The organism is Micromonospora sp. C28ISP2-4, assembly GCF_030519385.1.
GTDB classification, from domain to species: domain Bacteria; phylum Actinomycetota; class Actinomycetes; order Mycobacteriales; family Micromonosporaceae; genus Micromonospora; species Micromonospora tulbaghiae.
The window spans coordinates 1,039,654-1,064,625 of the sequence record NZ_JAUMKG010000001.1; the positions used below are offsets into that span (position 1 = coordinate 1,039,654).

29 protein-coding genes are annotated in these 24,972 nt (G+C 73.4%); 13 read left to right on the forward strand and 16 right to left on the reverse strand.

Annotation, left to right across the window (positions count from 1 at the left end):
* Positions 1-39 precede the first annotated feature (39 nt).
* The gene (locus Q3W68_RS04890; RefSeq protein ID WP_091330265.1) at positions 40-447 is read left to right on the forward strand and encodes a CoA-binding protein; all 408 of its coding nucleotides are present in this window, start codon (positions 40-42) and stop codon (positions 445-447) included.
* On the opposite strand, the gene Q3W68_RS04895 is transcribed toward Q3W68_RS04890, so the two are convergent.
* Entirely contained in the window at positions 404-1,060 is a 657-nt protein-coding gene (locus Q3W68_RS04895; RefSeq protein WP_302904279.1) for a TetR/AcrR family transcriptional regulator, read from the reverse strand. The genes Q3W68_RS04890 and Q3W68_RS04895 overlap by 44 nt on opposite strands.
* 87 nt (positions 1,061-1,147) lie before the next feature.
* On the opposite strand from Q3W68_RS04895, the gene Q3W68_RS04900 reads away from it, so the two are divergent.
* Complete coding sequence (locus tag Q3W68_RS04900; protein WP_302904280.1) at positions 1,148-1,801, forward strand: hypothetical protein; 654 nt, start codon at positions 1,148-1,150, stop codon at positions 1,799-1,801.
* Between the two features lie 9 nt (positions 1,802-1,810).
* Here the strand turns inward: Q3W68_RS04900 and Q3W68_RS04905 are convergent, their stop codons facing one another.
* A complete protein-coding gene (locus tag Q3W68_RS04905) occupies positions 1,811-3,007 on the reverse strand; it encodes an acyl-CoA dehydrogenase family protein (protein ID WP_302904281.1) in 1,197 nt (398 codons plus the stop codon).
* Positions 3,008-3,179: 172 nt separating this feature from the next.
* Here Q3W68_RS04905 and Q3W68_RS04910 point away from each other — a divergent pair, with 172 nt between their 5' ends.
* Positions 3,180-3,581, forward strand: coding sequence for a DUF4190 domain-containing protein (locus Q3W68_RS04910; RefSeq protein WP_302904282.1), 402 nt, complete (start codon positions 3,180-3,182; stop codon positions 3,579-3,581).
* 3 nt (positions 3,582-3,584) lie between these two features.
* Here the strand turns inward: Q3W68_RS04910 and Q3W68_RS04915 are convergent, their stop codons facing one another.
* Positions 3,585-4,436 (reverse strand): SDR family NAD(P)-dependent oxidoreductase, encoded by an 852-nt coding sequence (locus Q3W68_RS04915; protein ID WP_302904283.1) that lies wholly within the window; start codon positions 4,434-4,436, stop codon positions 3,585-3,587.
* A gap of 155 nt (positions 4,437-4,591) precedes the next feature.
* Here Q3W68_RS04915 and Q3W68_RS04920 point away from each other — a divergent pair, with 155 nt between their 5' ends.
* A complete protein-coding gene (locus tag Q3W68_RS04920; protein ID WP_302904284.1) occupies positions 4,592-5,155 on the forward strand; it encodes a DUF4190 domain-containing protein in 564 nt (187 codons plus the stop codon).
* Positions 5,156-5,197: 42 nt separating this feature from the next.
* Here Q3W68_RS04920 and Q3W68_RS04925 read toward each other — a convergent pair whose 3' ends face one another.
* Entirely contained in the window at positions 5,198-6,154 is a 957-nt protein-coding gene (locus Q3W68_RS04925; RefSeq protein ID WP_302904285.1) for a CoA ester lyase, read from the reverse strand.
* 124 nt (positions 6,155-6,278) lie between these two features.
* Between Q3W68_RS04925 and Q3W68_RS04930 the strand changes: the two genes are divergently transcribed.
* Together Q3W68_RS04930 and Q3W68_RS04935 are read left to right on the forward strand one after the other, a co-directional pair.
* The gene (locus Q3W68_RS04930; protein ID WP_302904286.1) at positions 6,279-7,103 is read left to right on the forward strand and encodes an SDR family NAD(P)-dependent oxidoreductase; all 825 of its coding nucleotides are present in this window, start codon (positions 6,279-6,281) and stop codon (positions 7,101-7,103) included.
* 40 nt (positions 7,104-7,143) lie between these two features.
* Complete coding sequence (locus tag Q3W68_RS04935; RefSeq protein ID WP_302904287.1) at positions 7,144-7,431, forward strand: hypothetical protein; 288 nt, start codon at positions 7,144-7,146, stop codon at positions 7,429-7,431.
* Positions 7,432-7,433: 2 nt separating this feature from the next.
* On the opposite strand, the gene Q3W68_RS04940 is transcribed toward Q3W68_RS04935, so the two are convergent.
* Positions 7,434-9,575, reverse strand: a complete 2,142-nt coding sequence (locus Q3W68_RS04940; protein ID WP_302904288.1) for an APC family permease — start codon at positions 9,573-9,575, stop codon at positions 7,434-7,436.
* A 138-nt stretch (positions 9,576-9,713) separates the two neighbouring features.
* Positions 9,714-10,670: a DMT family transporter gene (locus Q3W68_RS04945; RefSeq protein WP_302904289.1), complete on the reverse strand. Its 957-nt coding sequence runs from the start codon at positions 10,668-10,670 to the stop codon at positions 9,714-9,716.
* Positions 10,671-10,777: 107 nt separating this feature from the next.
* Here Q3W68_RS04945 and Q3W68_RS04950 point away from each other — a divergent pair, with 107 nt between their 5' ends.
* On the forward strand, positions 10,778-11,473 hold the full coding sequence (locus Q3W68_RS04950; protein ID WP_302904290.1) for an HAD family hydrolase: 696 nt from the start codon (positions 10,778-10,780) through the stop codon (positions 11,471-11,473).
* A 24-nt stretch (positions 11,474-11,497) separates the two neighbouring features.
* Here Q3W68_RS04950 and Q3W68_RS04955 read toward each other — a convergent pair whose 3' ends face one another.
* Both Q3W68_RS04955 and Q3W68_RS04960 read right to left on the reverse strand, forming a co-directional pair.
* Positions 11,498-12,031, reverse strand: coding sequence for a hypothetical protein (locus Q3W68_RS04955; RefSeq protein ID WP_302904291.1), 534 nt, complete (start codon positions 12,029-12,031; stop codon positions 11,498-11,500).
* A gap of 51 nt (positions 12,032-12,082) precedes the next feature.
* Complete coding sequence (locus tag Q3W68_RS04960; protein ID WP_128139028.1) at positions 12,083-12,952, reverse strand: PhzF family phenazine biosynthesis protein; 870 nt, start codon at positions 12,950-12,952, stop codon at positions 12,083-12,085.
* A 33-nt stretch (positions 12,953-12,985) separates the two neighbouring features.
* Here Q3W68_RS04960 and Q3W68_RS04965 point away from each other — a divergent pair, with 33 nt between their 5' ends.
* The 3 genes from Q3W68_RS04965 to Q3W68_RS04975 all read left to right on the forward strand — a co-directional run bounded on the left by Q3W68_RS04965 (position 12,986) and on the right by Q3W68_RS04975 (position 16,096).
* Positions 12,986-14,272 carry a CBS domain-containing protein gene (locus Q3W68_RS04965; RefSeq protein ID WP_302904292.1) on the forward strand — a complete coding sequence of 429 codons (1,287 nt, stop codon included), beginning with the start codon at positions 12,986-12,988 and terminating at the stop codon, positions 14,270-14,272.
* On the forward strand, positions 14,265-14,873 hold the full coding sequence (locus tag Q3W68_RS04970; RefSeq protein WP_302904293.1) for a DUF1003 domain-containing protein: 609 nt from the start codon (positions 14,265-14,267) through the stop codon (positions 14,871-14,873). The genes Q3W68_RS04965 and Q3W68_RS04970 overlap by 8 nt, the downstream gene beginning before the upstream one ends.
* Before the next feature lie 74 nt (positions 14,874-14,947).
* Positions 14,948-16,096 (forward strand): Mrp/NBP35 family ATP-binding protein, encoded by a 1,149-nt coding sequence (locus Q3W68_RS04975; protein ID WP_302904294.1) that lies wholly within the window; start codon positions 14,948-14,950, stop codon positions 16,094-16,096.
* A 101-nt stretch (positions 16,097-16,197) separates the two neighbouring features.
* Here the strand turns inward: Q3W68_RS04975 and Q3W68_RS04980 are convergent, their stop codons facing one another.
* Positions 16,198-16,614 (reverse strand): preprotein translocase subunit TatB, encoded by a 417-nt coding sequence (locus Q3W68_RS04980; RefSeq protein WP_252452359.1) that lies wholly within the window; start codon positions 16,612-16,614, stop codon positions 16,198-16,200.
* Positions 16,615-16,686: 72 nt separating this feature from the next.
* Positions 16,687-17,991 (reverse strand): S1C family serine protease, encoded by a 1,305-nt coding sequence (locus Q3W68_RS04985; protein ID WP_302904295.1) that lies wholly within the window; start codon positions 17,989-17,991, stop codon positions 16,687-16,689.
* A 212-nt stretch (positions 17,992-18,203) separates the two neighbouring features.
* Between Q3W68_RS04985 and Q3W68_RS04990 the strand changes: the two genes are divergently transcribed.
* Positions 18,204-18,854, forward strand: coding sequence for an O-methyltransferase (locus tag Q3W68_RS04990; protein ID WP_081636063.1), 651 nt, complete (start codon positions 18,204-18,206; stop codon positions 18,852-18,854).
* A 32-nt stretch (positions 18,855-18,886) separates the two neighbouring features.
* On the opposite strand, the gene Q3W68_RS04995 is transcribed toward Q3W68_RS04990, so the two are convergent.
* Together Q3W68_RS04995 and Q3W68_RS05000 are read right to left on the reverse strand one after the other, a co-directional pair.
* Positions 18,887-20,392: a M17 family metallopeptidase gene (locus tag Q3W68_RS04995; RefSeq protein ID WP_302904296.1), complete on the reverse strand. Its 1,506-nt coding sequence runs from the start codon at positions 20,390-20,392 to the stop codon at positions 18,887-18,889.
* 145 nt (positions 20,393-20,537) lie between these two features.
* Positions 20,538-20,705, reverse strand: coding sequence for a DUF3117 domain-containing protein (locus Q3W68_RS05000; RefSeq protein WP_013283866.1), 168 nt, complete (start codon positions 20,703-20,705; stop codon positions 20,538-20,540).
* 190 nt (positions 20,706-20,895) lie between these two features.
* On the opposite strand from Q3W68_RS05000, the gene Q3W68_RS05005 reads away from it, so the two are divergent.
* A complete protein-coding gene (locus Q3W68_RS05005; protein ID WP_018788949.1) occupies positions 20,896-21,714 on the forward strand; it encodes a PaaX family transcriptional regulator C-terminal domain-containing protein in 819 nt (272 codons plus the stop codon).
* A gap of 3 nt (positions 21,715-21,717) precedes the next feature.
* Positions 21,718-22,509 (forward strand): enoyl-CoA hydratase/isomerase family protein, encoded by a 792-nt coding sequence (locus tag Q3W68_RS05010; RefSeq protein WP_302904297.1) that lies wholly within the window; start codon positions 21,718-21,720, stop codon positions 22,507-22,509.
* A 9-nt stretch (positions 22,510-22,518) separates the two neighbouring features.
* On the opposite strand, the gene Q3W68_RS05015 is transcribed toward Q3W68_RS05010, so the two are convergent.
* Genes Q3W68_RS05015 through Q3W68_RS05030 form a run of 4 tightly spaced genes read right to left on the reverse strand, consistent with a single transcriptional unit; the run spans position 22,519 to position 24,965 of the window.
* Complete coding sequence (locus tag Q3W68_RS05015) at positions 22,519-23,142, reverse strand: hypothetical protein (protein WP_302904298.1); 624 nt, start codon at positions 23,140-23,142, stop codon at positions 22,519-22,521.
* 36 nt (positions 23,143-23,178) lie between these two features.
* The gene (locus Q3W68_RS05020; RefSeq protein WP_302904299.1) at positions 23,179-23,763 is read right to left on the reverse strand and encodes a DNA-3-methyladenine glycosylase I; all 585 of its coding nucleotides are present in this window, start codon (positions 23,761-23,763) and stop codon (positions 23,179-23,181) included.
* 36 nt (positions 23,764-23,799) lie between these two features.
* The gene (locus Q3W68_RS05025) at positions 23,800-24,300 is read right to left on the reverse strand and encodes an SRPBCC family protein (RefSeq protein WP_302904300.1); all 501 of its coding nucleotides are present in this window, start codon (positions 24,298-24,300) and stop codon (positions 23,800-23,802) included.
* Positions 24,297-24,965 carry a DivIVA domain-containing protein gene (locus tag Q3W68_RS05030; protein ID WP_302904301.1) on the reverse strand — a complete coding sequence of 223 codons (669 nt, stop codon included), beginning with the start codon at positions 24,963-24,965 and terminating at the stop codon, positions 24,297-24,299. Before Q3W68_RS05030 ends, Q3W68_RS05025 begins: the two co-directional genes overlap by 4 nt.
* Between the last annotated feature and the right edge of the window lie 7 nt (positions 24,966-24,972).

A 24,972-nucleotide genomic window follows, 5' to 3' on the forward strand; every position in this document is an offset into this window, starting at 1 on the left:
CGAACCGGGAACCCGCGCCGGCGGGGCTAGTCTCGGGGGATGCGTTCCGCTCAGCAGATCCTCGCCGACTCCGCCGTGATCGCCGTCGTGGGCGCCTCCCGTGATCCGGGCAAGGCCGCGCACCGCGTACCGCTGGAGATGCAGCGGCACGGCTGGCGGATCATCCCGGTCAACCCGACCGTGGACGAGTTGTTCGGCGAGAAGGCGTACCCGACGCTCGCCGACATCCCGCACCCGGTCGACCTGGTCGACGTGTTCCGGCCGGCCCGCGACGCGGTCGACGTGGTCCGGCAGGCGGTGGCGATCGGCGCCCCGGCGGTGTGGTTGCAGCTCGGGATCTTCTCGGACGAGGCGCGCCGGATCGCCGAGGAGGCCGGCCTCGACTACGTCGAGGACAAGTGCCTCATCGTCGAGCGGGCCGCCGCCGGCCTGACTCGTCGCGGCTGACCACGCCGGGCACCGGTTCCGGCCCGAAGATCAGGTCGAGCTGGGCGTCGAGCGCCGCCAGCGCGGTCTCCGGGGGATAGTGGCCCCCGAGCACGTAGATGCCGAGACCCTCCATCACGGCGAGCAGTCCGACCGCCGCCCGTTCCGGGTCCACCCGGCCGTCCGCCACCAGCGGTGAGCCGGCGGCGATCTGCCCGGCCACGAACGCCAGCAGCGCGGCCGTCTCGTCGTGCAGCGCGGCGGCCACGGCCGGCCGGACGGCGGTGTACGCGAGGAAGGCCAGGGCCACCCGTCCGTCCGCCTGCCGGTCCTCGTCCAGCGGCAGCAGCTCGGCCAGCATGGCCCGCAGCAGCGCGCGGGGCGCCGGCGTCGCGCCGAGCGGCTCGATCGCCTTCCGGACCCGGGTCTCGTTGCGCTCGCGCACCACGGCCAGCGCGAAGACCATCATCTCGTCCCGGGTACGGAAGTAGTGCTGCACCATCCCGGGGCTGACCTCGGCCGCCGCGGCCACGTGGCGCAGGCTGACCGCCTCCAGCCCCTGCTCGGCCGCGACCCGCATCAGCGCGTCGGCGATCAGCGCGCGACGCTCCCGGTGGTCGACCCGCTTCGGCATGCCCCCATGGTTTCACAATACGACTGCATTGACATGTTGCCGGCGCGCACTTTACATTGCAGTTGTATTGGAAAAAGGGGGTGCGCGATGGGACGGGCCATCCGGCTGGCGCGGCGTGCTGTGGCATACGAGTGGGGCATGTGGCGCAGCCTCACCCGGTGGATCCTGCGCCGCCCGTATCCGGTCGCCGCCGGCGCGGAGACGTACGCCTATGTCGGCGGCGTGCAGCCGATCCTGCTGGCCTTCATCGCGCTGTCCACGATCGAGATCCCGGTCCTCGACGTGATCCTGCGGCACACCGTCGACCAGCCGACGGTGCGGCACACGGCGATCGCGCTCGGGATCTGGGGTGTGCTATGGATGATCGGGCTGCTGGCCAGCCTCCGGATCCATCCGCACGTAGTCGACGACGCCGGCCTGCGGGTGCGCAACGGCACCTCGGTCGACGTCATGGTCCCGTGGGACACGGTCGCCCGGGTGGCGGTCCGCCACCGGTCGCTACCGTCCAGCCGGGCCGTCCAGTACGACGCGGACGACCCGGCGGTGCTCAACCTCGGCGTCGGCAGCCAGACGGCGGTCGACGTGGTGCTGCGCGAGCCGTTGTCGGTGCGGCTGCCGAAGGGGCCGAGCGAGCCGGTGCGGGAGATCCGGCTGTATGCCGACGACCCGACGGCGCTGGTCGAGCACGCGCGGCGGCACCTGCCCGCCGCCGAGCAGGCCGCGCGCCGGCCCGAGCGGTGAGCAGGGCCCTTACTGCTTGTACTGCTTGAGCAGGCCACGCGAGATGATCGTCTTCTGGATCTCCGAGGTGCCCTCGCCGATCAGCAGGAACGGCGCCTCGCGCATCAGGCGCTCGATCTCGTACTCCTTGGAGTAGCCGTAGCCGCCGTGGATCCGGAACGCCTCCTGGACCACCTCGGCGCAGTACTCGGACGCCAGCAGCTTCGCCATGCCCGCCTCGACGTCGTTGCGCTGGCCGGCGTCCTTGAGCCGGGCCGCGTTGACCATGAGCGCGTGCGCCGCCTCGATCTTCGTACCCATCTCGGCGAGCTTGAACGCGACGGCCTGGTGCTTGGCGAGCGGCTGGCCGAAGGTGTGGCGCTGCTGGGCGTACGCGACGGCCAGCTCGAACGCCCGGATCGAGATGCCGCAGGCGCGCGCGGCGACGTTGACCCGGCCGACCTCGATGCCGTCCATCATCTGGTAGAAGCCGCGGCCGACCCTCTCCTCGCCGCCGAGGACGGCGGAGGCGGGCACTGTGACGCCGTCGAGCACCATCTCGGTGGTCTCGACGCCCTTGTAGCCCATCTTGTCGATCTTGCCGGGGATGGTGAGGCCGGGCGCGGTCTCGCCGAAGCCGGGCTCCTTCTCCAGCAGGAAGGTGCTCATGTTGCCGTAGACCGAGTCGGCCCCGGTGTCGGTCTTGACCAGGGTGGCCACCACCGAGGAGTACGCCCCGTTGGTCAGCCACATCTTCTGGCCGTTGAGGACGTAGTTGTCGCCGTCGCGGACGGCCTTCGACTTGATCGCCGAGACGTCCGAGCCGCACTCCGGCTCCGACATCGAGAACGCGCCGCGCACCTCGCCGGTGGCCATCCGGGGCAGCAGCCGGGCCTTCTGGTCGGCGGAACCGTGCTGCGAGATCAGGTACGCCACGATGAAGTGCGTGTTGACGATGCCGGAGATCGACATCCAGCCCCGGGACAGCTCCTCGACCACCAGGGCGTAGGTCAGCAGGGACTCGCCCAGGCCGCCGTACTCCTCGTCGATGGTGAGGCCGAACAGCCCCATCTCGCGCATGCCGTCGAGGATGTCGCTCGGGTACTCGTCGGCGTGCTCCAGCCGCTGCGCGTGCGGGATGATCTCCTTGTCGGCGAACTCCCGGACGGTTTCCAGGATCGACCGCTGCACGTCGGTCAGTCCGGGTGTCTGGGCGAGTCGGGCCATCTCAGCCTCCGGGGTCGGCGCCTTACTCATGGGTAACTGAACGCTCGGTCAGTATCGGTCCCGGGACCGGCCGCGCCAAGGTGACCAGTCCATACAACCGCTGTGAAAAGGTTCACCGCTGCGGGTAGCGTCCGCAAGAGAGAGGGCCGTTGACCTGGGGGAAGGGGCGTCCGTGACCGACGAGCAGCCGCCGTCGCCGTACGAGCCGCCGCCGCACGGCCAGCCGTACGGGCAACCGCAGTACGGCCAGCAGCACCCCCAGTGGGGCCAGCAGCCGCCGTACGCACCGCAGCCGCCCTACGGCCAGTACGGCCCACCCGGCCAGGGACCAGGCCCCCGTGCCACGAACGTGCTCGCCATCCTGTCGCTCGTCTTCGCGTTCGTCTTCCCGCCCGCCGGCATCGTCTGCGGCCACCTGGCCAAGCGGCAGATCCGTCAGACCGGCGAGGACGGCGACCAGCTCGCCAACTGGGGGCTGATCCTCAGCTACATCTTCACCGCGGTCGGTGTGCTGGTCTGCTGCGGCTGGATCGGACTGACGATCTGGGCCAACTCCGACAACAGCACGTACTGACGGTCAGCGGAACTGCGCCTCCCGGACGCTGTTGCCGCCGTCGACCACGAGCATCTGCCCGGTGATGTACGACGCGGCGGGCGAACAGAGGAACGCGATCGCCGCCGCCACCTCGTCCGGCGTGCCGGGCCGCCCGACCGGCGTACCCAGCCCTTGCTTGATCTCGGCCATGGTGGACGCCGCGGTGTGGATGATGCCCGGCGCCACCGCGTTCACGGTGACCCCGTCGGCGATCATCTCCATCGCCAGCGCCCGGGTCAGCCCCACCACGCCGGCCTTGGCCGCCGCGTAGGCGGCCTCGGTGGGCAGCGCGTTGACCGGCCCGGCGGTGGCGGCCAGGTTGACGATCCGGCCCCAGCCCCGCTCGGCCATGCCGCCGATGAACGCGCGGCTGCACAGGAACGCGGTGGTCAGGTTGCGGTCGATCTCGCCGCGCCACTCGTCGTACGTCAGCTGCGCCACCGGCCGCAGCACCTCCGGGCTGGCGCGGCTGGCCAGGCCCGCGTTGTTCACCAGCACCTCGACGTCGCCGAGCTGCTCGGACACCGCGTCGGCGAGCGCGCCCACCTCCGACTCGTCGGTGAGGTCGGCGACGAAACCGGTGACACCCAGCTCGCCCGCGCGGTCGTGGATGCGCCGGGTGGTGGATACGATCGCCACCCGGGCGCCCAGGTCGGACAGCCGGCGCGCGGTCGCGTACCCGATGCCGTCCGGACTGCCCGCGCCGGTCACCAGCGCGACCCGGCCGTCCAGGCGCATGGTGGCCGGTTCCGGCAGCGGCGCCGGCCGTTCGGAGTCGGCGGCGCCCACCGGTTCGCCGCCGCGCGGGCGCCGCACCGACCCCGGCCGGCTCATGTCCCGTCGCGACCGACCCCCACGCGCGTCAAGTGCCATGCCGAGGATCCTGCCCGGTGCCGACCGCACGGGCAACGCGCTGGCCGGAAAGGGGACGTACGTGTCGCGCACGAGATGGCTACCCTGAGCGCGACCACGTACCTGGAGATGATCAGATGACCTATCCCCCACCGTCCGGTGGCTGGCAGGACCCCTTCGCGGCCGGGCCGCAGTCGAGCCCACCGGCCGACCCGATGCAGCCGGCCGCCGGCAGTCCCATCCCGGCCCAGCCCACATCGGCGGACCCGTACGCGTCCGCCGACCCGTACGCCGGCATGAAGTCCGCCGACCCGTACGCGGCGGCCGGTTACCCGCCGGGCGCCTATCCGCAGCAGGGCGCGTACCCGCCTCCGGCTGGTTATCCCGGATACGGGTATCCCGCCGCACCGAAGCAGAACGGCCTGGCCATCGCCGCGATGATCGTTTCGATCATCGGCGCGCTCGGCCTCTGCGCTTACGGCCTCGGCGGCTACGTCGGCGTGGTGGGCGCGATCCTCGGCCACGTGTCCCGTAAGCAGATCAGGGAACGCGGCGAGGGCGGCGAGGGCTTCGCCACCGCAGGCGTCATCGTCGGCTGGATCTCCACCGTTGTGGCCGTGCTGGCCACCGCCGCCATCGTGATCTTCATCGTGTGGGCGGCCAACCAGGACTCGTCCGGCTACGACAGCACCACCTACTGAACCCAGTGGGCCGCCCCGCGAACTCGGGGCGGCCCGGGCCGGTCACTGCGAGGGCGGCGTGAACGAGGAGGTACGGGACATGCCGGCGGCCCGGCCCTTCGCGGCGATCACGAGCGCCATCTTGCGGGACGCCTCGTCGATCATCTCGTCGCCGAGCATCACCGCGCCGAGCTTCCCGCCCGCCTCAGAGGTGTAGTAGTCGTACGCGTCGAGAATCAGCTCGGCGTGGTCGTAGTCGGCCTGCGCCGGCGAGTAGACCTCGTTCGCGGCGTCGATCTGGCCGGGGTGCAGCACCCACTTGCCGTCGAAGCCCAGCGCCGCCGAGCGCTTCGCCACCTCGCGGAACCCGTCCACGTCCCGGATCTGCAGGAACGGGCCGTCGATGGCCTGCTTGTCGTGCATCCGCGCGGCCATCAGGATGCGCATCAGGATGTAGTGGTACGGGTCGCCCGGGTAGTCCGGGATCAGCGCGCCGACCACTAGCGACTTCATGTTGATCGAGGCCATGAAGTCGGCCGGGCCGAAGATGATCGTCTCGACCCGGGGCGAGGCGCCCGCGATGGCGTCCACGTTCACCAGCCCGGCCGCGTTCTCGATCTGCGCCTCGATGCCGATCCGACCGACCTCCAGGCCGAGCGTCTTCTCGATCTGGGTGAGCAGCAGGTCCAGCCAGTGCACCTGCTCGGCGTTCTGCACCTTCGGCAGCATGATGCAGTCCAGGTTCGCCCCGGCGCCCTCGACCACCTCGATGACGTCCCGGTAGGTCCACGGCGTGGTCAGGTCGTTCACCCGGACCACGCGGGTCTTGCCGGCCCAGTCGCCCTCGTTCAGCGTCGCCACGATGTTCTTGCGCGCGTCCGGCTTGGCAAGTGGCGCGACCGCGTCCTCCAGGTCCAGGAAGACCTGGTCGGCGGGGAGGCCCTGGGCCTTGCCGAGCATTTTGACGCTGGAGCCGGGTACCGCCAGGCACGATCGGCGGGGACGACCGACAGCGGTCATGGATGCGCTCCTTCCAGCGTCCGGCGCGGGTGCCGGCGCAGCGGTGGATTTCGAGAACTTAACGATCCCAAAGGCCGTGGTGACGCCACGGTAACCTCGTCCCGTGACCGGGGTGAATGGACCTGTGGAAGATCTCACTGAGCGTCGGATCGTCGTGCTGACCGGCGCCAGCTCCGGCATCGGCCTGGCCGCCGCGGAGGAGCTGGCGCGCCGCGGTGACCAGGTGGTGCTGGTCGGCCGCGACCCGGCCCGGCTGCGCGCGGCGGGCGAGCGGATCCGCGAGTGCTGCGGCGAGCAGCCGGAGCTGTTCCGCGCCGACTTCGCGGTGCTCGACGACGTACGCGGGCTCGCCGAACGGCTCCGCGAGCGGTACGACCGGATCGACGTACTCGCCAACAACGCGGGCGCGATCGTGCTGGAACCGATCACCACCGTCGACGGTTTCGAGCTGAGCATGCAGGCCAACCACCTCGCCCCGTTCCTGCTCAGCAACCTGCTGGCCGACCGGATCCGGCGGATGGTGGTCACCGCCTCGGACGCCCACCGCAGCGGCGTGCTCGACCCGGACGACCTCAACGCCGCGCTGCGCTCGTACCGGCCGTTCCGCGCGTACGGCACCAGCAAGCAGGCGAACATCCTGTTCACCGCCGAGGCGGCGCGGCGCTGGCCGGAGGTGCCGGCGCACGCGTTCCACCCCGGCGTGGTGCGCACCCGCTTCGGCAACGAGAGCCGGATCGTGGCGCTCGGCATGCGGCTGCTGCCGTTCCGCAGCCCGGAGAAGGGCGCGGAGACGCTGGTCTGGCTCGCCTGTCAGGACCCGTCCCGGTTGACCGACGGCGGCTACTACGCCGACCGCAAGCCGCACCGGCCCCGCCCCAAGGCGGCCGACCCGGCGCTGGCCGCCCGGCTCTGGACGGCCAGCGCTAAGGCGGTCGGCATCGACGCCTGAGGGTCACCGCGATCGCCGGGCCGCTGGGACACTCGACGCCATGACGACGGGGAACGAGGTCGTGCTGGTCGCGCTGGTCGACCTGAGCGCCGACGCGGACGCCGGGCGGCGGTACGAGGACGCGGTGCTCGCGCTGCTCGGCCGGCACGGCGGCGAGTTGCAACGGCGGCTGCGGACCGGCGACGGGCAGACCGAGGTGCACGTGATCCGGTTCGCCGCCCGCGCCGGGCTGGACGCGTTCCTCGCCGACCCGGAGCGCGCCGCGCTGCGGGAAGGGCTGGGTGACGCCGCCCCGACCACCCGGGTGCTGGAGGTCCACGACGTCTGAGGTCACGACACGTGCACCGGGACGCTCGTGACCACCACGCCCGGCAGCGCGCGCAACGCGGCCCGCAGCCGCTGCTCGGCGCGGCTGTGCAGCAGCCGGTACCGCCGCCGGCGCAGCACCACCTCCGGCACGATCACGGTGAGCGTCAGGTCCGGGCTCGCGGCGTGCAGCGCCTCCAGGTAGTGCGCCAGCGGCCCGATCACCGACCGGTACGGCGACACGATCGTCTCCAGCCGCAGGTGGTCGCCCCAGGCCCGCCACTGGTCCCGGAACCGGTCCGCCTCGGCCTCCTCGGGAGCGAGGTGCACGGCGAGCGTCGGCCGGCCGAGTGACGTCGCGTACGCCAGCGCACGCAGCGACGCCCGGTTCAGCCGCGCCACCGGCACGACCACCAGGTGGCGTACCTGTTGGGGCAGTTCGTCGCCCTCGGCGGGCGGCGGCGGGTGCGCGGGTGGCGGCGGGTGCAGCGCCAGCGCGCGGTGCAGCCGGTCGTAGTGGCTGTGGATCCGGCGGAACAGCAGCACCAGCAGCGGTACGGCGAGCACCACCACCCAGGCGCCCTCGGTGAACTTGGCGACCGCCGCGGTCAGCAGCACCAGCCCGGACAGCGCCGCACCGACCGCGTTGACGGCGAGCCGGCGACGCCATCCCGGCCCCCGGCGGCGCCGCCAGTGCACCACCATCCCGGTCTGGGACAGCGTGAAGGCGAGGAACACACCCACCGCGTAGAGCGGGATCAGCCGCTCGGTGTGTCCGCCGAACGCCACGAACACCACCGCGGCGGTCAGCGCCAGCGCCACCAGCCCGTTGCTGAACGCCAGCCGGTCGCCCATGTGCAGGAACCGGCGCGGCGCGTGCCCGTCCCGGGCCATGAAGAACAGCAGCCGGGGGAAGCCGTTGAACGCCGTGTTCGCGGCCAGCAGCAGGATCAGCGCGGTGGTGGCCTGCAGGATCGCGTACCAGGGCCCGCTCGGGAACGTCACCCGGCCGAGCTGGGACAGCAGCGTCTCGTCCGCCCGGGGCACCAGACCGTCGAGGTGGATCAGCCCGACCAGGCCGGTGAACAGCGCCACCAGCATGGCGACCATCCAGCCGAGCGTGGTGCGGGCGTTGCGCCACTCGGTCGGGCGGAACGCGGGCACCGCGTTCGAGACCGCCTCGATGCCGGTCATCGACACCGCGCCGGAGGAGAACGCCCGCAGCACCAGCAGCAGGCCCAGGCCCTCGGCGGCGGGCACCGAGGGCGGCGGCACGGGCGCGAAACCCCGCGCCGCGGCCTTCGCGTACCCGACGACCAGCACCGCGACCAGCACCACCACGAAGGCGTACGTGGGCAGCACGAAGATGTTCCCGGCGGTGCGTACGCCGCGCAGGTTTCCGGCGAGCAGCACGACGATCACCAGCACCCCGAGCGGCACCGCCCACGCGCTGAGCCCGGGCAGCGCCGAGGTGACCGCGTGCACCCCGGCCGCCACCGACACGGACACGGTCAGCACGTAGTCGAGCATCAGCCCGGCCGCGGCGGCGAGTCCCGGCGTACGCCCGAGGTTGTCCCCCGCGACGATGTAGGAGCCGGCGCCGTGCGGGTAGGCCGGGATGGTCTGCCGGTAGGAGAGGCCGACCGCGACCATCAACACCACCAGCACGGCGGCGAGCGGCAGGGCCAGCCCGAGCGCGGCGCTCCCGGCCAGCACCAGCACCACGAGCATCGCCTCCGGCCCGTACGCCACGGAACTGAGCAGGTCCGAGGAGAGCACCGGCAGCGCGACCAGCTTGCGCATCCGCTCGTACAGCATCGACGCGCTGGACAGCGGCGGCCCGACCAGCGCCCGGCGCAGCCGGGTGGCGGCCCGGCCGGCCCGGCCGGCGGGCAGGTCTGCCGCACCGGTGGCGACCAGTTCGTCCGGCTGCGCCACTGTGAACATGTCGATCGGCGCCAGCCGCCCGAACCGGGTGGGCGCCGGTTGGTGGTCGCGCCGCCCGAGCGTCGGGTCGACCGGCAGGTCGTCGGCGCGGCGCGGGCCGCGCCAGCGCTCACCGATCCGGCCGAGCGCGGCCCGTTCCTCGTCGCCGAGCGGCGGGAACTCGGCCGAGGGCGTGACGACGGTGCCCGCCTCCGCCGCTTCGTCCCGGTCCGACCCCACCCTGAGCACTTTCGTGCAAACCGGACGGCCCGGTGGCCGGAACGGCGCGACTTCGCCCCGACCGGCGCGGCGGCCCGCTCGTGCTCGACGGCCGCGCTCACACGCGAGGGCCGCGCTCACACGCGAGGGCCGCGCCGTTCAGTCGCCGAGCGGCGTCGGGTCGGCCGGTGCCGCGACCGGCGCGGCGCGACGACCGGCGCGTGCCCCGCCGAGCACCACCACTGCCACGCCGGCCAGCAGCAGCGCCAGGCCCGGCAGCGCCAACGGCCGGGGCAACTGCCCCAGCCACACCCAGCCGATCAGCGCCGCGCCCGGCGCCTCCAGCAGGATCAGCACGCTGACGGTGGTCGCGGAGACCCGGTGCAGCGCGTAGTTGAACATCGAGTGGCCGAGCAGCTGGGCGCCCGCCACCAGGCCGAGGATCGCCAGCCAGGTCGCGCCTTCGAAGCCGTGCAGGCGTACGCCGCCGACCAGGCACACCACGAGCAGGATCGCCGCGCAGACGCCGTAGCAGACGGTGGTGTAGGTGGTGGTGCTGATGCTGGCCCGGGCCCGCTCGCCGAACGCGGTGTAGACGGCCGCGAACAGGCCACCGACCACCGCGAGGAGGTCACCGGCGAACGCGCGGCCGGAGACGCCGAAGTCGGCGCCGGTGGCGAGCACCGCGCCGGCCACCGCCACCGCGATGCCGGCCCACACCGCCGCCGGCAGCCGCCGTCCCTGCCCGCGGGCGATCAGCCCCTGCCACACCGGCTGCGTCGCGCCCAGCGCGGTCGCGGCCGCCACCGAGGTGAGCTGCGCGCTCGGCATCCAGGTCGCGAAGTGGGCGGCCAGGGCGACACCGGAGAGTACGCAGTAGAGCCCCTCGCGCCGGCCGGGCCCGACGGTCAGCGCGCGGAGTTCGGCGCGCCGCCTGGTCAACGCGACCGGGCCGAGGACCGCCACCGACAACGCGGTACGCCAGAACGCCACCGCCAGCGCCGACGCGGCGGCGAACGCCACGAGCGGCGCCGAGGACGAGACCGAGGCGACGGCCAGGGCGAGCGCGCCCACCGTCAACGCGTCGAGCGGCGGGCGATGCGAAACGGTCGGCACGAACGGTAATCCTCACACGGGCACCCGATCGACACGGAAAGTCAGCACTCCGTTACGATCATGCGCGTCCCGGCGATCCTCCCCTCGACGTCCGGAGGCGTTCCCTCATGCCCAGGTTCCAGGCGGTGCTGTTCGACTTCTTCGGCACCCTCACCCACTGTGTGCGGCGCGGCGCCGCCCACCGCGCCACCGCCGACATGCTCGGCTGTTCCGCCGAGGCGCTGGTGGAGGTGCTGAACAGCAGCTTCTACGAACGGGCGAGCGGCACCTTCGGCAACGCCGAGTCGACGATGCGCTGGGTGTGCGCCCGGCTCGGCGTCCACCCGTCCGACGCGGCGGTACGCGCCGCCGTCGCCACCCGGCACCGGGCCGTACGCGCCGACATCCGCCTACGTGCCGAGGCGGTGCCGGTGATGGCCGCGTTGCGCCACCGGGGCGTGCGCACCGGGCTGGTCAGCGACTGCACGCACGAACTACCCGCGTTCCTGCCGCAGCTCGCCGTCGCGCCGCTGCTCGACGCCCATGTCTTCTCGATACGCCTCGGCCGCTGCAAGCCGGACCCGGCGCTCTACCTGGCCGCGTGCTACCGGCTCGGCCAGGCACCGGCCGACTGCCTCTACGTCGGGGACGGCGACAGCCAGGAACTCACCGGCGCGGAGCGGGCGGGGCTGAGCGCGGTCCGGCTGGCCGCGCCGGATCTGGCCGACCACATGGTCCTCAACGCCGACCACGGCTTCGACGGGCCGTCGCTCACCTCGTTGACGGGCGTGCTCGACCTGCTCGACCCGGTCCCCGTGGCCTGACCCGGCCCGTCGGCGGGTTCGCAGTCAGCGGCGGCGGACGCGGTGCAGGCGGAACGGCTTGCGGACGGCCCGTACCACGGGGGCCGGCCGGGGCTGCTCGCTCAGCGAGCCGTCCGGCAGGTCGGCGCCGGTCACGGCGGCGTCGCCGGGCGCGAGCCGGTTGAGCGCGCACCCCTGCGCCGCCCACCGCTCCACCAGCTCGCCCGCGGAGCCGGAGGCGTTGAGCCGCTTCGCCGCTACCAGCGGCGCGACGGTGTCCCACTCCTCGGTGCCCGGTCGCAGCCGGGTCACCCGCGCCGGCCAGGTGACGATCCGCCCGCCGTGGTCGCCGCGCAGCGTCACGTCGGCCGTGTCGCTGTCGGCCAGCCCGGGTGCGGTCTGCTCGCCGGGGCCGGTGACCACGAGCAGGGTGCCCTCCAGCGGCAGGCACCACAGCGCGTACGCCGGACCGCCGCCGGTGCTGACCCAGCACACGGCGGCCTTCTTCACCGCCTCGTCCACCAGGGGCGGCGTCACCCGCTCGTCCACCTCGTCACTCACCCCGCCATCCTCCCCCATCCCCACCCCGGCCCGCCCCACCCCGCGCCAGGCCGTCGAGGGCCGGCCGGGTCAGCCGATGAACGGGGGGACGGTGATCTCGCCCCGGGCCACCGGCATGACCTGGCCGGACACGGTCGCGCCCACCGCCAGGCCGCCGGACGCGGTCACCGTGCAGTCGAGCGTCGACGGCCGGTTGATCTCGATGCCCTGCCGGACCGTGTACGTGGAGCGTCCGTCACCGGGGAGCAGGCCGCTGGCGACCAGCCACACGCCCAGTCCCAGGGCGGCCGAGCCGGTCGCCGGGTCCTCCGGTACGCCGAGTCCCGGCACGAAGACCCGGGCGTGCGCGGTTTGCGAACCGGGCTCCCAGGAGAAGAGGCTGACGTGCTCCACTCCGTACCGCTGCGCCGCCGTCGTGTTCAACCGTGCCCGGGCCACCGCGTCCGGGCGTACCGGAAGATAGGGGAATTCGAGGCCGCACCCGGCGACCCGCGGTGGCGGGCCGACGTGGTCGGGGCCGGTGAGGCCGACCATCTCCAGCAGCGGCTCCGGGTCGAGTTCCGGGCCGAGCGTGGGCGTGCCGCCGGTGAGCGTCGCGCCGGTGGCGGTCACCTCGATCGGCAGGACGCCGGCGCCGCACTCCTGGGTGACCCGGCCCGCGCCGAAGACGCCGCGCCGGCTCGCGGTCACCGCGGCGCCGACGCTCGGGTGCCCGGCGAAGGGCAGCTCGTCGGCCGGGGTGAAGATCCGGGCCCGGTAGGTGGCGCCCACCTGGGTCGGCGGCAGCACGAAGACCGTCTCGGACAGGTTGAACTCCAGCGCGAGCGCCTGCATCTGCTCGGTGGCCAGCCCTTCCGCGCCGAACACCACGGCCAGCGGGTTGCCGGCGAACGGGCGGTCGGTGAAGACGTCCACGATCTCGTAGCCCAAGGTCGACATGTTGTTAGAGAGTAGGCCCTTAGGCTGGTGGCTGTGAGCACGCCGAACCGGGTCTACCTCGCTCGACTCGCCGGAGTCGCCGTTTTCGACCCGAACGGCGATCAGGTCGGCCGCGTCCGGGACGCGGTGGCCCGGATGCGCGCGACCCAGCGGCCGCCGGAGGTGGTCGGCCTGGTCGCCGAGATGCCGATGCGGCGGCGCATCTTCCTGTCCATCAACCGGATCACCTCCATCGATCCGGACGCGGTGGTGCTCGGCAGCGGCACGCTCAACCTGCGCCGCTTCGAGAAGCGCCCGAACGAGCTGCTGGTGCTCCAGGAGCTGCTCGACCGCCGCGTGCAGATCGAGGGCGGGCAGGCCGGCTCCGTGGTCGACGTGGCGATGGAGTGCAGCCGCGGCGGCGAGTGGACGCTGGGCCGGGTCGCCGTCCGCGAGCACACCGGCCGGCTCACCCGGCGCGGCCACCTCCACCAGGTGGACTGGGACCGGGTGCAGGGCCTCGGCGCGGTCGGCGACAACAGGGGTACGGCGAACCTGCTCGCCGTCCTCGAGGACATGCGCCCGGCCGACCTCGCAAACGCCCTCCAGGACCTGCCCGACGCCCGGCGCAACGAGGTGGCCGCCGCCCTCGACGACGAACGCCTGGCCGACGTGCTCGGCGAGTTGCCCGAGCACGACCAGGTGGAGATCCTGGCCGCGCTGGACCGCCAGCGGGCCGCCGACGTGCTGGAGGAGATGGAGCCGGACGACGCCGCCGACCTGCTCAACGAGCTGCCCCCGCCGGAGCAGGACGTGCTGCTCGACCTGATGGAGCCGGACGAGGCCGACCCGGTACGCCAGTTGCTGCGCTACGCCTCCGGCACCGCCGGCAGCGTGATGACCTCGGAGCCGGTGATCCTGCCGCCGGACGCCACGGTGGCCGAGGCGCTGGCCCGGATCCGGGAACCGCAGCTCTCGCCCGCGGTGGCCGCCCAGGTCTTCGTGACCCGTGCCCCACTGACCACGCCCACCGGCCGCTACCTGGGTATGGTGCACTTCCAGCGGTTGCTCCGGGAACCTCCGGCCGATCTGCTCGGCGGCATCGTGGTCAACGACATCGACCCGTTGCGCACGTCGACGCCGCTGCCCGAGATCACCCGCCGGATGGCGACGTACGACATGGTCAGCATGCCGGTGGTGGACCGGAACAACCGCCTGGTCGGCGCGGTGACAGTGGACGACGTGCTCGACCACTCCCTGCCGCGGGACTGGCGGGACCGGGACGCGGCATCCCCCTCGTCCGCCACCCACGACGGCATCCTGGACGGCGACGATGAGTGATCAGCGACGGGGCGAGCGGCTGGACCAGCCACGCACCCCGCGGAGCCTGCGCCTGCGCCGGGTCGACGCGGAGACGTTCGGCCGCTGGGCCGAGGGCATCGCCCGGGGCATGGGTACGGCGAACTTCCTCGTCTACATGACGCTGATCCTGGTGGCCTGGTTCCTGTGGAACACGCTGGCGCCGGCGAATCTGCGCTTCGACCCGTACACCTTCACGTTCTTGACCTTGGTCCTGTCGTTGCAGGCGTCGTACGCGGCGCCGCTGATCCTGCTCGCGCAGAACCGGCAGGCGGACCGGGACCGGATCGCGCTGGACGAGGACCGGCGGCGGGCCACGCTCCAGAAGGCCGACACGGAGTACCTGGCGCGGGAGATCGCCGCGCTGCGGATCGCGATGGGCGACGTGGCGACCCGGGACTTCCTGCGCTCGGAGCTGACCCGGCTGGGTGAGGAGCTGGACGAGGCGGCCGAGCGGCGGCGCAAGCTGGAGCGGCGGCAGCAGGAGCGCGAGGGCCGCCGGACGGGCGGCGGAGAGCGGCTGGACGAGCCCCGGGACGAGCTGGACGGCGACTACGTGCGGGACGGCCGCTACGAGGGCTGACCCCGGCCATCGAATCGCTCACACCGCCCCCGCCAGCGGCGGTGGCCGATGACCCGCGACGTAGCATTGCGGGCATGTCAGCACCCGTCAGCACCGTCTCCGACGCGATCCAGGCCGCCCTGGCCACCGTCAACGACCCGGAGATCCGCCGGCCGATCACCGAACTCGGCATGGTCCAGTCCGCCGAGCGCGGCGAGGACGGCGTGGTCCGGGTGGAGCTGCTGCTCACCGTGGCCGGCTGCCCGCTGAAGGACAAGCTGCGCAGTGACATCACCGCCGCCGTGGGCGCGGTACCCGGCGTGAGCGGTGTCGAGATCGTCTTCGGTGTGATGAGCCCGGAGCAGCGCCAGGAGCTGCAGTCGAAGCTGCGCGGTGGCGGCGCCACCGCCGAGCCGGTGATCCCGTTCGCCCAGCCGGGCTCGCGGACCCGGGTCTACGCGGTCGCCAGCGGCAAGGGCGGCGTCGGCAAGTCCAGCGTCACCGTCAACCTGGCCGCCGCGCTCGCGTCCCGTGGTCTGTCGGTGGGTGTGGTGGACGCGGACATCTACGGCCACTCGGTGCCCCGGATGCTCGGCGCCGACGGCGCGCCGACCCGCGTCGAGGACATGATCATGCCGCCGCAGTCGCACGGCGTGAAGGTCATCTCGATCGGCATGTTCACCCCCGGCAACGCCGCCGTGGTCTGGCGCGGGCCGATGCTGCACCGGGCGCTTCAGCAGTTCCTCGCCGACGTCTACTGGGGTGACCTGGACGTCCTCCTGCTCGACCTGCCGCCGGGCACCGGCGACATCGCGATCTCGGTGGCCCAGTTGCTGCCGAACGCGGAGATCCTGGTCGTCACCACGCCGCAGGCGGCCGCCGCCGAGGTGGCCGAGCGGGCCGGCGCGATCTCGCTGCAGACCCACCAGCGGGTCGTCGGCGTGATCGAGAACATGTCCTGGCTGGAGATGCCGGACGGCTCCCGGATGGAGGTCTTCGGGGCCGGCGGCGGCGCGGCGGTGGCCGAGTCGCTGACCCGTACGATCGGCGCGCAGGTGCCGGTGCTGGGGCAGATCCCGCTGGACACCCGGGTACGCGAGGGCGGCGACGCCGGTCAGCCGATCGTGCTGGCGCAGCCGGACGCCCCGGCCGCGAAGGCACTGTTCCAGGTCGCCGACCGCCTCGCGGTCCGCCGCGAGTCCCTCCTCGGCAAGCCCCTGGGCCTCAAGCCGGCAGGCCGCTGACCCTCACCCGCTCCCGCCGCTCCCCACCGCCCCTTCCCGCCGCACCGCGCGCAGGAGGGGGCGGTTCCTTTCCAGGCGTCGGCGCAGGAGAGGGCGTGCCGTCAGGTGGCGTCGTCGTAGGACGGGCGGGGGGCCGGCGGCGTGGGGGTGGGGGTGCTCGTCGCGACGCTCGGGGTACGCAGATCGGCGGCCTTGGCCACGTCCTTCAGCTCGTCGTGCACGCCTGTGACGTCCGAGCGCAGGTTGTCGTACATGCTCTGGAGCGGCTTGCGGATCGCCTGCTCGTCGTCCTCGCTCAGCAGGTGCTTGCGGATGAACGCCTTGGGGTGCAGATCCTCCAGCTGGATGTCTGTGCCCAGCTCGCGACTCAGGTCGCCGGTCGCGTTGCGCGCCATGTTGCGCAGGTTGCGGACCATCCGGAGGCCGTCGCTGATCACGTTCGGCAGCCGATCGCCGAAGATCAACAGCGCCAGGAGCAGCAGGACGCCGATCTCCCACCAGTTCAGGTTCTCGAACACCGCGGCCTCCTCGTCCGTGTCAGGGCAAGACTACGCACGTCAGGTGACCGTCGGGGAGGGGGTGACGGGTCCTCACTTCGCATCCGCGGCGAGCGTCACCGACGCGTTCTGCCGCGACGACCCGCGCCGGTACTCGACCGTCACCACCGAGCCGGGCGCGTACTTGCGCACCAGGGCCACCAGGTCGGTCGGATCGGTCATCGGACGGCCGTCCAGCCGCAGCACCACGTCCCCGGTACGCAGTCCGGCCGCCGCCGCCGGGCCGGCCGGCTCGACCGCGTTGAGGCGTACCCCGCCGCCGGTGGCGCCGGTGCCGCCCACCTGGGCGCCGATCACCGTACGCCGGGCCTTGCCGGTGCCGATGATGTCCTCGGTGATCCGCTTCGCCTGGTTGATCGGGATGGCGAACGCGAGGCCGATGTTGCCGGCCTCCTGCCCGTCGGCCACCAGCGACTTGATCGTCGAGTTCACTCCGACCACCCGCCCGGCGCCGTCCACCAGCGGGCCGCCCGAGTTGCCGTGGTTGACGGCGGCGTCGGTCTGGATCGCCGCGTAGTAGCGGGTCGGCCCGCCCGGCTCGCCGGCCTGCATGGTCCGGTCCAGCGCGCTCACGATGCCGGCGGTGACCGTGTTGGCGAGCGACAACGGCGACCCGATGGCGAGCACCGGGTCACCGACGGCGAGCGCGTCGGAGTCGCCGAACTGCACCGGGGTCAGTCCGCTGCGCGAGACCTTGATCACGGCGAGGTCCGACTCCGGGTCCTGCCCCACCACGGTGCCGGCGGCGGTGCTGCCGTCGTTGAACACGACAGTGGCCTTGCCGGGGCCGTCGGCGACCACGTGGTCGTTGGTGACGATGTGGCCCTCGCCGGTCACCACGAAGCCGGAGCCCTCGCTGGTGCCGCCGAGGCCGACCACCCGGATCGTGACCACGCTGGGCAGGACCCGCTCGGCCACCCCGGCCAGCGACTCGGGCTTGCGCTGGGCCAGCGCCGGGGCCTGACCGGTCTGCGCGCCGATCGTCGGCACGTCACCGCCGCGCAGGAAGGCGTACGTCAGGGCACTGCCCAGGGAACCGGCCAGCAACGCCGTGACCAGGGAGATCAGCACCACCTGGCGCAGCCCCGGCCGGGTCGGCAGGTCCGGGTCGGTGACCGGCTCCGGCTCCCCCGCCCCCGGTGCCGGCGCCGCCGGGACCACCACGGCAGCGGGCGCGTACGGGTCGCGCCACGGGTCGGCCAGAGCGTCGGACCACCACGGCGACGTCGCCTGACCGGGGGCGTCCTGCGGCGGTCGTCCGGACGCCGGCCCACCCGGTGCCGGCGATCCGCCGGGCCGCCGCCAGTCCCAGCCGTCGGTCACGTCGGTGCCTCCCACTTAGTCCCGCTGGCCCCGCGCCGGCGGCCGGCGGAGCCGGACGACAGTGACGCGCGGGACACATCCAGGATTACACGGATGGCGCGAACGGGGTCAGGGGTTGCCCTCCGTGAGCACTCGACGGCGGACTCGCGGCTGCGCCGGTACCGGCCCGCCTCTACGCTCACAGTGCATACCGCCCCTCGCACCAGTCCGCCCCTCGGAGGTGTCCCATCGCCACGGTCGCCGGTCACGGCAGTTCGACGGCCCAGGCGCTCCACTTCGCCGAGTCTTTCGTCACCGAGGATCTCGTGCTGCGCACGGCCCGCGCCCTCGCCCACGAGGTGGGGGTGGAGGCGGTCACGCCCGGGTCGGGTGCCGCGCTGCGGCTGCTCGCCGCCGCAGGCAACGCCCGGGCGGTGGTGGAGATCGGCACCGGCACCGGGGTGAGCGGCGTGTGGCTGCTGCGCGGCATGCGCCCCGACGGTGTGCTCACCACGATCGACGTCGAGGTCGAATACCAGCGCATCGCCCGGCGGCTGTTCCAGGAGGCGGGCTTTCCGTCGGGGCGTACCCGGATCATCACCGGCCGGGCCCTCGACGTGCTGCCGAGGCTCGCGGACGGCGCCTACGACCTGGTCTTCGTGGACGCGGTGTCGACCGGCTTCGCCGCGTACGTGGACGCGGCGCTTCGGCTGCTGCGCCCCGGCGGCGTGCTCGCGCTCAACGGCGCGCTGGCGGCCGGCCGGATCGGTGACCCGGCCGCGCGGGACGTCGAGACGGTCACCGTGCGGGAGACGATCAAGGCGATCCGCGAGTCGGAGCACTGGGTGCCCGCGCTGCTGCCGGTCGGCCACGGCCTGCTGGCCGCCGTGAAGGCCTGAGGTCAGCCCAGCGTGCCGCTGCACGCCTGAGATCAGCCCAGCGTCGCCAGCCAGCGCAGCAGCCCGCGCACACCCCAGCCGGTCGCGCCCTTGACCAGCTCGCCGTGGGTGTCGTCGGACCACGACGGTGCGGACATGTCCAGGTGTGCCCACCGGCCCCGCAGGTCGCCGGTGAACTCCCGCAGGAACAGCGCGGCGACCACCGAGCCGGCGCCCTGCGCCGGGGAGCTGTGCAGGTCGGCGATCTCGCTGGCCAGGTATTCGACGTAGTCGTCGGCGAGCGGCATCCGCCAGGCCCGCTCGCCGGCCGCGGTGATCGCGTCGAGCAGGCCGGTCGCGAGCGTGTCGTTCTCGCTGTAGAGCGCGGCGTGCCGTTTGCCCAGGGCGACGGCGTTCGCGCCGGTGAGCGTCGCCAGGTCGATCAGCAGGTCGGGCTTCAGCTCGCGGGCCGCGTACGCCAGCGCGTCGGCGAGCACGAGCCGGCCCTCGGCGTCGGAGTTGGTGCTCTCGCTCGTCAGCCCGCCGTAGTGCCGGATCACGTCGCCGGGGCGGAACGCCGAGCCGCTGACCATGTTCTCGGCGAGCGGCGCGAGCGTGGTGACGCGTACCGGCAGGCGCAGTTCGGCGGCGCCGAGCGTCGCGGCGATCACCGCGGCGGCACCGCCCATGTCCTTGCGCATCAGCTTCATGGCCGGCACCGGCTTGATCGAGATGCCGCCGGTGTCGAACGTGATGCCCTTGCCGACGAGCACCACGTGGGTGCGCGCGCCCTCCGGCCGCCAGTCCAGCTCCACCAGGCGGGGGCCGGTCGCGGAGCCGCCGCCGACGGCCAGCAGACCGCCGAAGCCCTCGGCCGTCAGCTCCTCCGGGCCGCGTACCCGCAGGTGCAGGTCGGGGTGCCCGGACGCGGCCTGCGCCACCTGCGCGGCGAACCACTCCGGGTTCTTGGTGGACGAGGGCATGTTGGTCAGGTCCCGGGCGAGCCGGGTCGCCTCGGCGGTGGCCCGGGCGGCGTCGAGCGTGCCGGCGAGAGCGTCCGGGTCGTCGACGAGCACCGCCACCTCGGCCAGGGCGGACCGCTTGCCGGCCTCGGTGAGGCGGAAGCGGTACGAACCGAGCAGCAGCCCCTCGGCGAGGCCACGCAGCGCCGCCGTCGCCTCGGCGGGAAGCGCGATGGTGATCTGCGTCTCATCCTTCGCCGCGCGCGCCAGCGCCGCTCCGGCGGAGCGCCAGTCGTGCTCGCCGCCCTCGCCGACGCCCAGCAGCCACAGTCGCGCCGGGGTTCCACCGGGACGCAGGTGCTCGCGCACCTCACCGGTCGCGCCGGTGAGCCGGGTGGCCGGCAGCACGGCGGCAGCCTCGGCCCGGATTTCGTCGCCGGTCGGCACGGCGGTGGGGACCAGTTCGGCCGAGGAGCCCGTGGAAGCCGAGGAGTCCGGCGACGCCAGGAAGTCCGGTGAGTCCGGTCCTCCGGGACGGACGGGCAGGACGAGAGCGTCGGGCCCCGTGGGCCCACTCACCAGGCGAATGACCAGCACGCTGGACCGTACCTCCGAAATGGGTTGAACGGGCACATTTCCCGACTCGGCCGTCGAGGAAAGACCCTGAGCCACCGGGGATCCCGGTGGCTCAGGGTAGGACGAACCGCCCGCGCGGCGGACGCCGCGCGGGACACTCCTCGAATCAGCCCGCGGCCGCCTTCAGCGCGTCACCGAGCGCGGTGGCCTCGTCGGGAGTCATCTCGACGACGAGCCGGCCACCACCCTCCAGCGGGACTCGCATGACGATGCCCCGGCCCTCCTTGGTGACTTCCAGCGGACCGTCGCCCGTCCGCGGCTTCATCGCCGCCATGTTGTCTCCCCTCAGACCTACACCAGGGTCGGTGAGTTGCCCCACAGCCACTTCGCCATCGCCATCCGCAACCGTCGCGGAAGGCTCGACCAACGATTTTCCCTGATGAACACCGCCGGACCCAAACCGAAGCAGCATTGATGTAACAGCATCTAGCTTATCTTGGATAGGCCTGTCACAATGTGCGGTCATGCAGGCACGGTCGGCACTCTTCGACCTGTACGGCGACCACCTCCGGGCCCGGGGTGGCCGCGCACCGGTCGCCGCCCTGGTCAAGCTGCTCGCCCCGCTCGGGATCGCCCCTCCGGCGGTACGCACCGCGGTCTCCCGGATGGTCCGCCAGGGCTGGCTGGAACCACTCCGGCTCGCGTCCGGACCGGGATATTCGATCACCCCGAAGGCGGCCCGTCGACTCGACGAGGCGGCGTCCCGGATCTACCGGACCGGGCGGCACAGCTGGGACGGGCGGTTCGATCTCCTGGTGCTCACCGCGCCCTCCTCCCGCCGGGACCGGCAGCGGCTCGCCGCGAACCTCGCCTTCCTCGGCTACGGCACGCTCGACGACTGCACCTGGGTGGCCACCCGCCCGGGTGAGGACGTCGACCTGCTGCTCGACGAGGCGGGCGTGCGCTACGAGCGGTTCACCGCGGCGCACGCGGCCGGCACCCCCGGTGCGATGGGTGTGGTCCGCCGCGCCTGGGACCTGGCCGAGATCGGCCGGGCGTACGAGCGTTTCGTCGCCGAGCAGAAGCCACTGCTCTCCGGCGTCACGGTGCGCAGCAGCGACGAGGACGCGTACGCGGCCCGGTTCCGGCTCGTGCACGCATGGCGTACGTTCCTGTTCCGGGATCCGCAACTGCCCCCGGCGCTGCTGCCCGAGCGCTGGCCGGGCACCAGCGCGGCCAGTTTCTTCGACCGGCACGCGGCCCGGCTCCGTCCGGCCGCCGACCGGTACGTCGAGCAGTGCCTCGACGCCGGCAACCGCCTCGCCCGACAGAAGGGTCGTTAGAACGTGACCGAGCCGCTGCTCGTCGACCGCACCGACGCCGTCGTCACCCTGACGCTGAACCGCCCGACGGCGATGAACTCGCTCGACGTGGCGCTCAAGGAGGCGCTCCGGGACACGCTGGCCGAGCTGGAGACCGACCGGTCCTGCCGGGCGGTCGTGCTCGCGGGCGCGGGCGGCTCGTTCAGCGCCGGGCAGGACCTGCGCGAGCACGTGCGGACGCTGGAGACCTCGGACGCCGACCCGCTGGGCACGGTGCGGGCGCACTACAACCCGATCGCCGCCCGGCTGGCCAACCTGCCCAAGCCGGTGGTCGCCGCGGTGCGCGGGATGGCCGCCGGGGCGGGCGCCTCGCTGGCGTTCCTGGCCGACTTCCGCATCGGCGGCCCGAAGACCCGGTTCCTGATGGCGTTCGCCGGGGTGGGCCTCGCCGCTGACACCGGCGCCTCCTGGACGCTGCCCCGGCTGGTCGGTCACGCCAAGGCCGTCGAGCTGCTGATGCTCGCCGAGCCGGTCGGCGCCGAGGAGGCCTGCCGGCTGGGCCTGCTGACCAGGCTGGTGGACGACGACGAGCAGGTGCTCCCCACCGCGCAGGAACTGGCCGCCCGGCTCGCCGCCGGCCCGACCGTCGCGTACGGGGCGATCAAGCGCCAGCTCTCCATCGCCGACGCGGGCACGCTCGCCGACGCGCTGGCCGCCGAGGCGCAGGCCCAGGCTATCTGCGGCGCCACCGCCGACCACCGGGCCGCCACGAAGGCGTTCGTCGACAAGCAGAAGCCGGTCTTCGAGGGCCGCTGACCGCCCCGGTCAGTCGTCCTCTTCCGGATCCTGGTTGGCCTCGACGCCGAGCACGAACGCCTGCATGGCCAGCTCGTCGCCGTAGGGCGAGACGAACGCAGGCAGCTCCCGCGGGCCCAGCTCCTGCACGTAGGACCAGAAGATCCGTACCGCCTCGGCGCGCGACGCGGCCTCGATCGGCAGGTCCAGGCTGACCAGCCAGGTGCTGCGGGCGGGCGGCGGGCCGAGCCGGTCGGCCAGCGACCGCCAGCGGGCCGGGTCGAGCGCCACGACCGGGCCGTCCGGCGCCGGGCCGTCGACCGGCACCGGCTCGTCGAGCACCCGCCGGGTGTACGCGACCACGAGCGACCCCGCCACCGCGTCGGACTGCGGATCGTCCGGGTCCTCCCGGGTCTCGGACGACGCGAGCGCGACCCGGCCCAGGGCGACCAGGCGCAGCGGCTCGTCGACGAGCACTGCCACCCGGTCACCGGGCCGGGGGCGGACCGCCTCGGGCAGCCCGGTCAGATCCAGCGCGTCGTGGTGCACCAGCCGCTCGGCCTCGAAGCGCTCGGCGGGCAGCAGCACCGCCCAGGCTCCGGTCGTGGTCGCACCGTCTGTCGTCCCGCTCGTGCGCGGCTCGGTGTCGGTCATGCCCCAATCCCATCACGCCGGAGGTGGAGCGCTCCGTCACACCCCGGCCCGGTCACCGCTCACGTGGCAGTCCGCGAGGTGGTCGTCGACCATGCCGGTGGCCTGCATCAGGGCGTAGGCGGTCGTGGGGCCGACGAACCGGAAGCCCCGCTTCTTGAGCGCCTTGGCCATCGCCACCGACTCCGGGCTGGTGGCCGGCACCTCGGCGAAGGACCGGGGACGCGCGGCCCGGGGCGGCGGCGCGAAGGACCAGAGCAGCGCGGAGAGGCCCTCGGGCAGCTCCGACGCGGCCCGGGCGTTCGCGATCGCCGCCTCGATCTTGGCCCGGTTGCGGACGATCCCGGCGTCGGCCATCAGCCGGGTCACGTCGGCCTCGCCGTAGCGGGACACCGCGTCGATCCGGAAGCCGGCGAAGGCGTCCCGGAACGCCTGCCGCTTGCGCAGGATGGTCAGCCAGGACAGGCCGGACTGGAACGCCTCCAGCGTCAGCCGCTCGTAGAGCGCGTCGTCGCCGCGCAGCGGCCGGCCCCACTCCTCGTCGTGGTAGACGGCATAGTCGGGGGTGCTCGCTCCCCACGCGCAGCGCGGCAGCCCGTCGGCGCCGGTCACCAGGTCAGTCACGGTGTCCACGGTAGGCCGACCCACCGACAACCCCGGTCAGGGCAGGCGGCCCTGCTCGACCAGCCGGGCGAACTTCTTCAACGCCTGGGTGAGGCTGAACTTCGAGCCGGGCCAGAGGACCGGCCAGGCCACCCGGCCGGCCTTTCCGCCCGGCAGGTGGAACCACTCGTGCCAGACCACCTGCGTGCGGTCGCGGTCCATCGGGGTGCAGCGCAGCACGCCGGGGCCGCGCAGCAGCTTGCCGCAGTGCACCACGCCGACCTCGTACGGCGCGTCGACCCGGACCACACGCATCTCGTCGCGGAGCACGGCCGGACCGAGCGCGGTGACCGCCTCGACCAGGCTGCCCTCGCCGCCGTCGCCCTCGACCACCCGGACCCGGGTCAGCGGGATCCAGTCCGACTGCCGCTCCCACGCGGTGAGCGCGGCGAACACCCGGTCGGCCGGGGCCTCGACGATCACCGTGGCGGTGACCTCGGCGGCGCCGCGCCGGGACGCCTCGGTGAAGTCGTCGGCCGGCCGGTCGGCGCCGGTCACGCCGACTCCGAGCGGACCACCGAACCGCGCTCGCGGTCGTCGTCGGCCGGCCCGGCCGCGATCCCGTTCGCCGGGTCGACGGTGTCCTCGGTCGCCGCGGCGGCGGGGGCCTCCGCCACGCCCGCCTCGGCCGGCGCGCGCCCCGGCTGCCGGTCGCTGTCGGTCCGGGCCGGCTGCCGGTCGCTGTCGGTCCGGGCCGGCTGCCGGTCGCTGTCGGTCCGGGCCGGCTGCTCCGGCGCGGACAGGTCGATCACTGCCGGCTCCGGGGCGGACGGCTCGGACGCCTGCTCGGTCTCGGGGCGGGTCGCGGCGGCCTCCTCGCGCGCCCGGCGCAGCGCGTCGGCGTCCTCGGTACGCCCGTCCCGCAGGGCCGCGTTCTCCGCCTCCAGGACGCCGATCAGCTCGGTCTTGTAGCCGATGTCGTACGCCGCCCGGCGCAGCGCCGCGTCGACCTGGCTCATCCGGTAGCCGCGCAGTGCCGTGTCGAAGCGGACGTCGGACACGTCCGACTCGTCGAGCGGACGGCTGCCGGGCAGCGGCACGGCCCGTCCGTCCGGCTCGGCCGGCGTGAGGCCCGGATCCTTGCCGGAGACGAGCACCGTCACGCCGAACACCACAGCCGCGACGGTCAGCGCGACGACCAAGAGGAGCAGAACCTCACCCATGCACAGA

What these genes read in the sequence shown, in the direction of transcription:
- Q3W68_RS04890 (WP_091330265.1), top strand. Translation starts at nt 40, where the DNA reads ATGCGTTCCGCTCAGCAGATCCTCGCCGACTCCGCCGTGATCGCCGTC.
- Q3W68_RS04895 (WP_302904279.1), bottom strand. Translation starts at nt 1,060, where the DNA reads ATGCCGAAGCGGGTCGACCACCGGGAGCGTCGCGCGCTGATCGCCGAC.
- Q3W68_RS04900 (WP_302904280.1), top strand. Translation starts at nt 1,148, where the DNA reads ATGGGACGGGCCATCCGGCTGGCGCGGCGTGCTGTGGCATACGAGTGG.
- Q3W68_RS04905 (WP_302904281.1), bottom strand. Translation starts at nt 3,007, where the DNA reads ATGGCCCGACTCGCCCAGACACCCGGACTGACCGACGTGCAGCGGTCG.
- Q3W68_RS04915 (WP_302904283.1), bottom strand. Translation starts at nt 4,436, where the DNA reads ATGAGCCGGCCGGGGTCGGTGCGGCGCCCGCGCGGCGGCGAACCGGTG.
- Q3W68_RS04920 (WP_302904284.1), top strand. Translation starts at nt 4,592, where the DNA reads ATGACCTATCCCCCACCGTCCGGTGGCTGGCAGGACCCCTTCGCGGCC.
- Q3W68_RS04925 (WP_302904285.1), bottom strand. Translation starts at nt 6,154, where the DNA reads ATGACCGCTGTCGGTCGTCCCCGCCGATCGTGCCTGGCGGTACCCGGC.
- Q3W68_RS04935 (WP_302904287.1), top strand. Translation starts at nt 7,144, where the DNA reads ATGACGACGGGGAACGAGGTCGTGCTGGTCGCGCTGGTCGACCTGAGC.
- Q3W68_RS04950 (WP_302904290.1), top strand. Translation starts at nt 10,778, where the DNA reads ATGCCCAGGTTCCAGGCGGTGCTGTTCGACTTCTTCGGCACCCTCACC.
- Q3W68_RS04955 (WP_302904291.1), bottom strand. Translation starts at nt 12,031, where the DNA reads ATGGGGGAGGATGGCGGGGTGAGTGACGAGGTGGACGAGCGGGTGACG.
- Q3W68_RS04960 (WP_128139028.1), bottom strand. Translation starts at nt 12,952, where the DNA reads ATGTCGACCTTGGGCTACGAGATCGTGGACGTCTTCACCGACCGCCCG.
- Q3W68_RS04970 (WP_302904293.1), top strand. Translation starts at nt 14,265, where the DNA reads ATGAGTGATCAGCGACGGGGCGAGCGGCTGGACCAGCCACGCACCCCG.
- Q3W68_RS04975 (WP_302904294.1), top strand. Translation starts at nt 14,948, where the DNA reads ATGTCAGCACCCGTCAGCACCGTCTCCGACGCGATCCAGGCCGCCCTG.
- Q3W68_RS05000 (WP_013283866.1), bottom strand. Translation starts at nt 20,705, where the DNA reads ATGGCGGCGATGAAGCCGCGGACGGGCGACGGTCCGCTGGAAGTCACC.
- Q3W68_RS05005 (WP_018788949.1), top strand. Translation starts at nt 20,896, where the DNA reads ATGCAGGCACGGTCGGCACTCTTCGACCTGTACGGCGACCACCTCCGG.
- Q3W68_RS05015 (WP_302904298.1), bottom strand. Translation starts at nt 23,142, where the DNA reads ATGACCGACACCGAGCCGCGCACGAGCGGGACGACAGACGGTGCGACC.
- Q3W68_RS05030 (WP_302904301.1), bottom strand. Translation starts at nt 24,965, where the DNA reads ATGGGTGAGGTTCTGCTCCTCTTGGTCGTCGCGCTGACCGTCGCGGCT.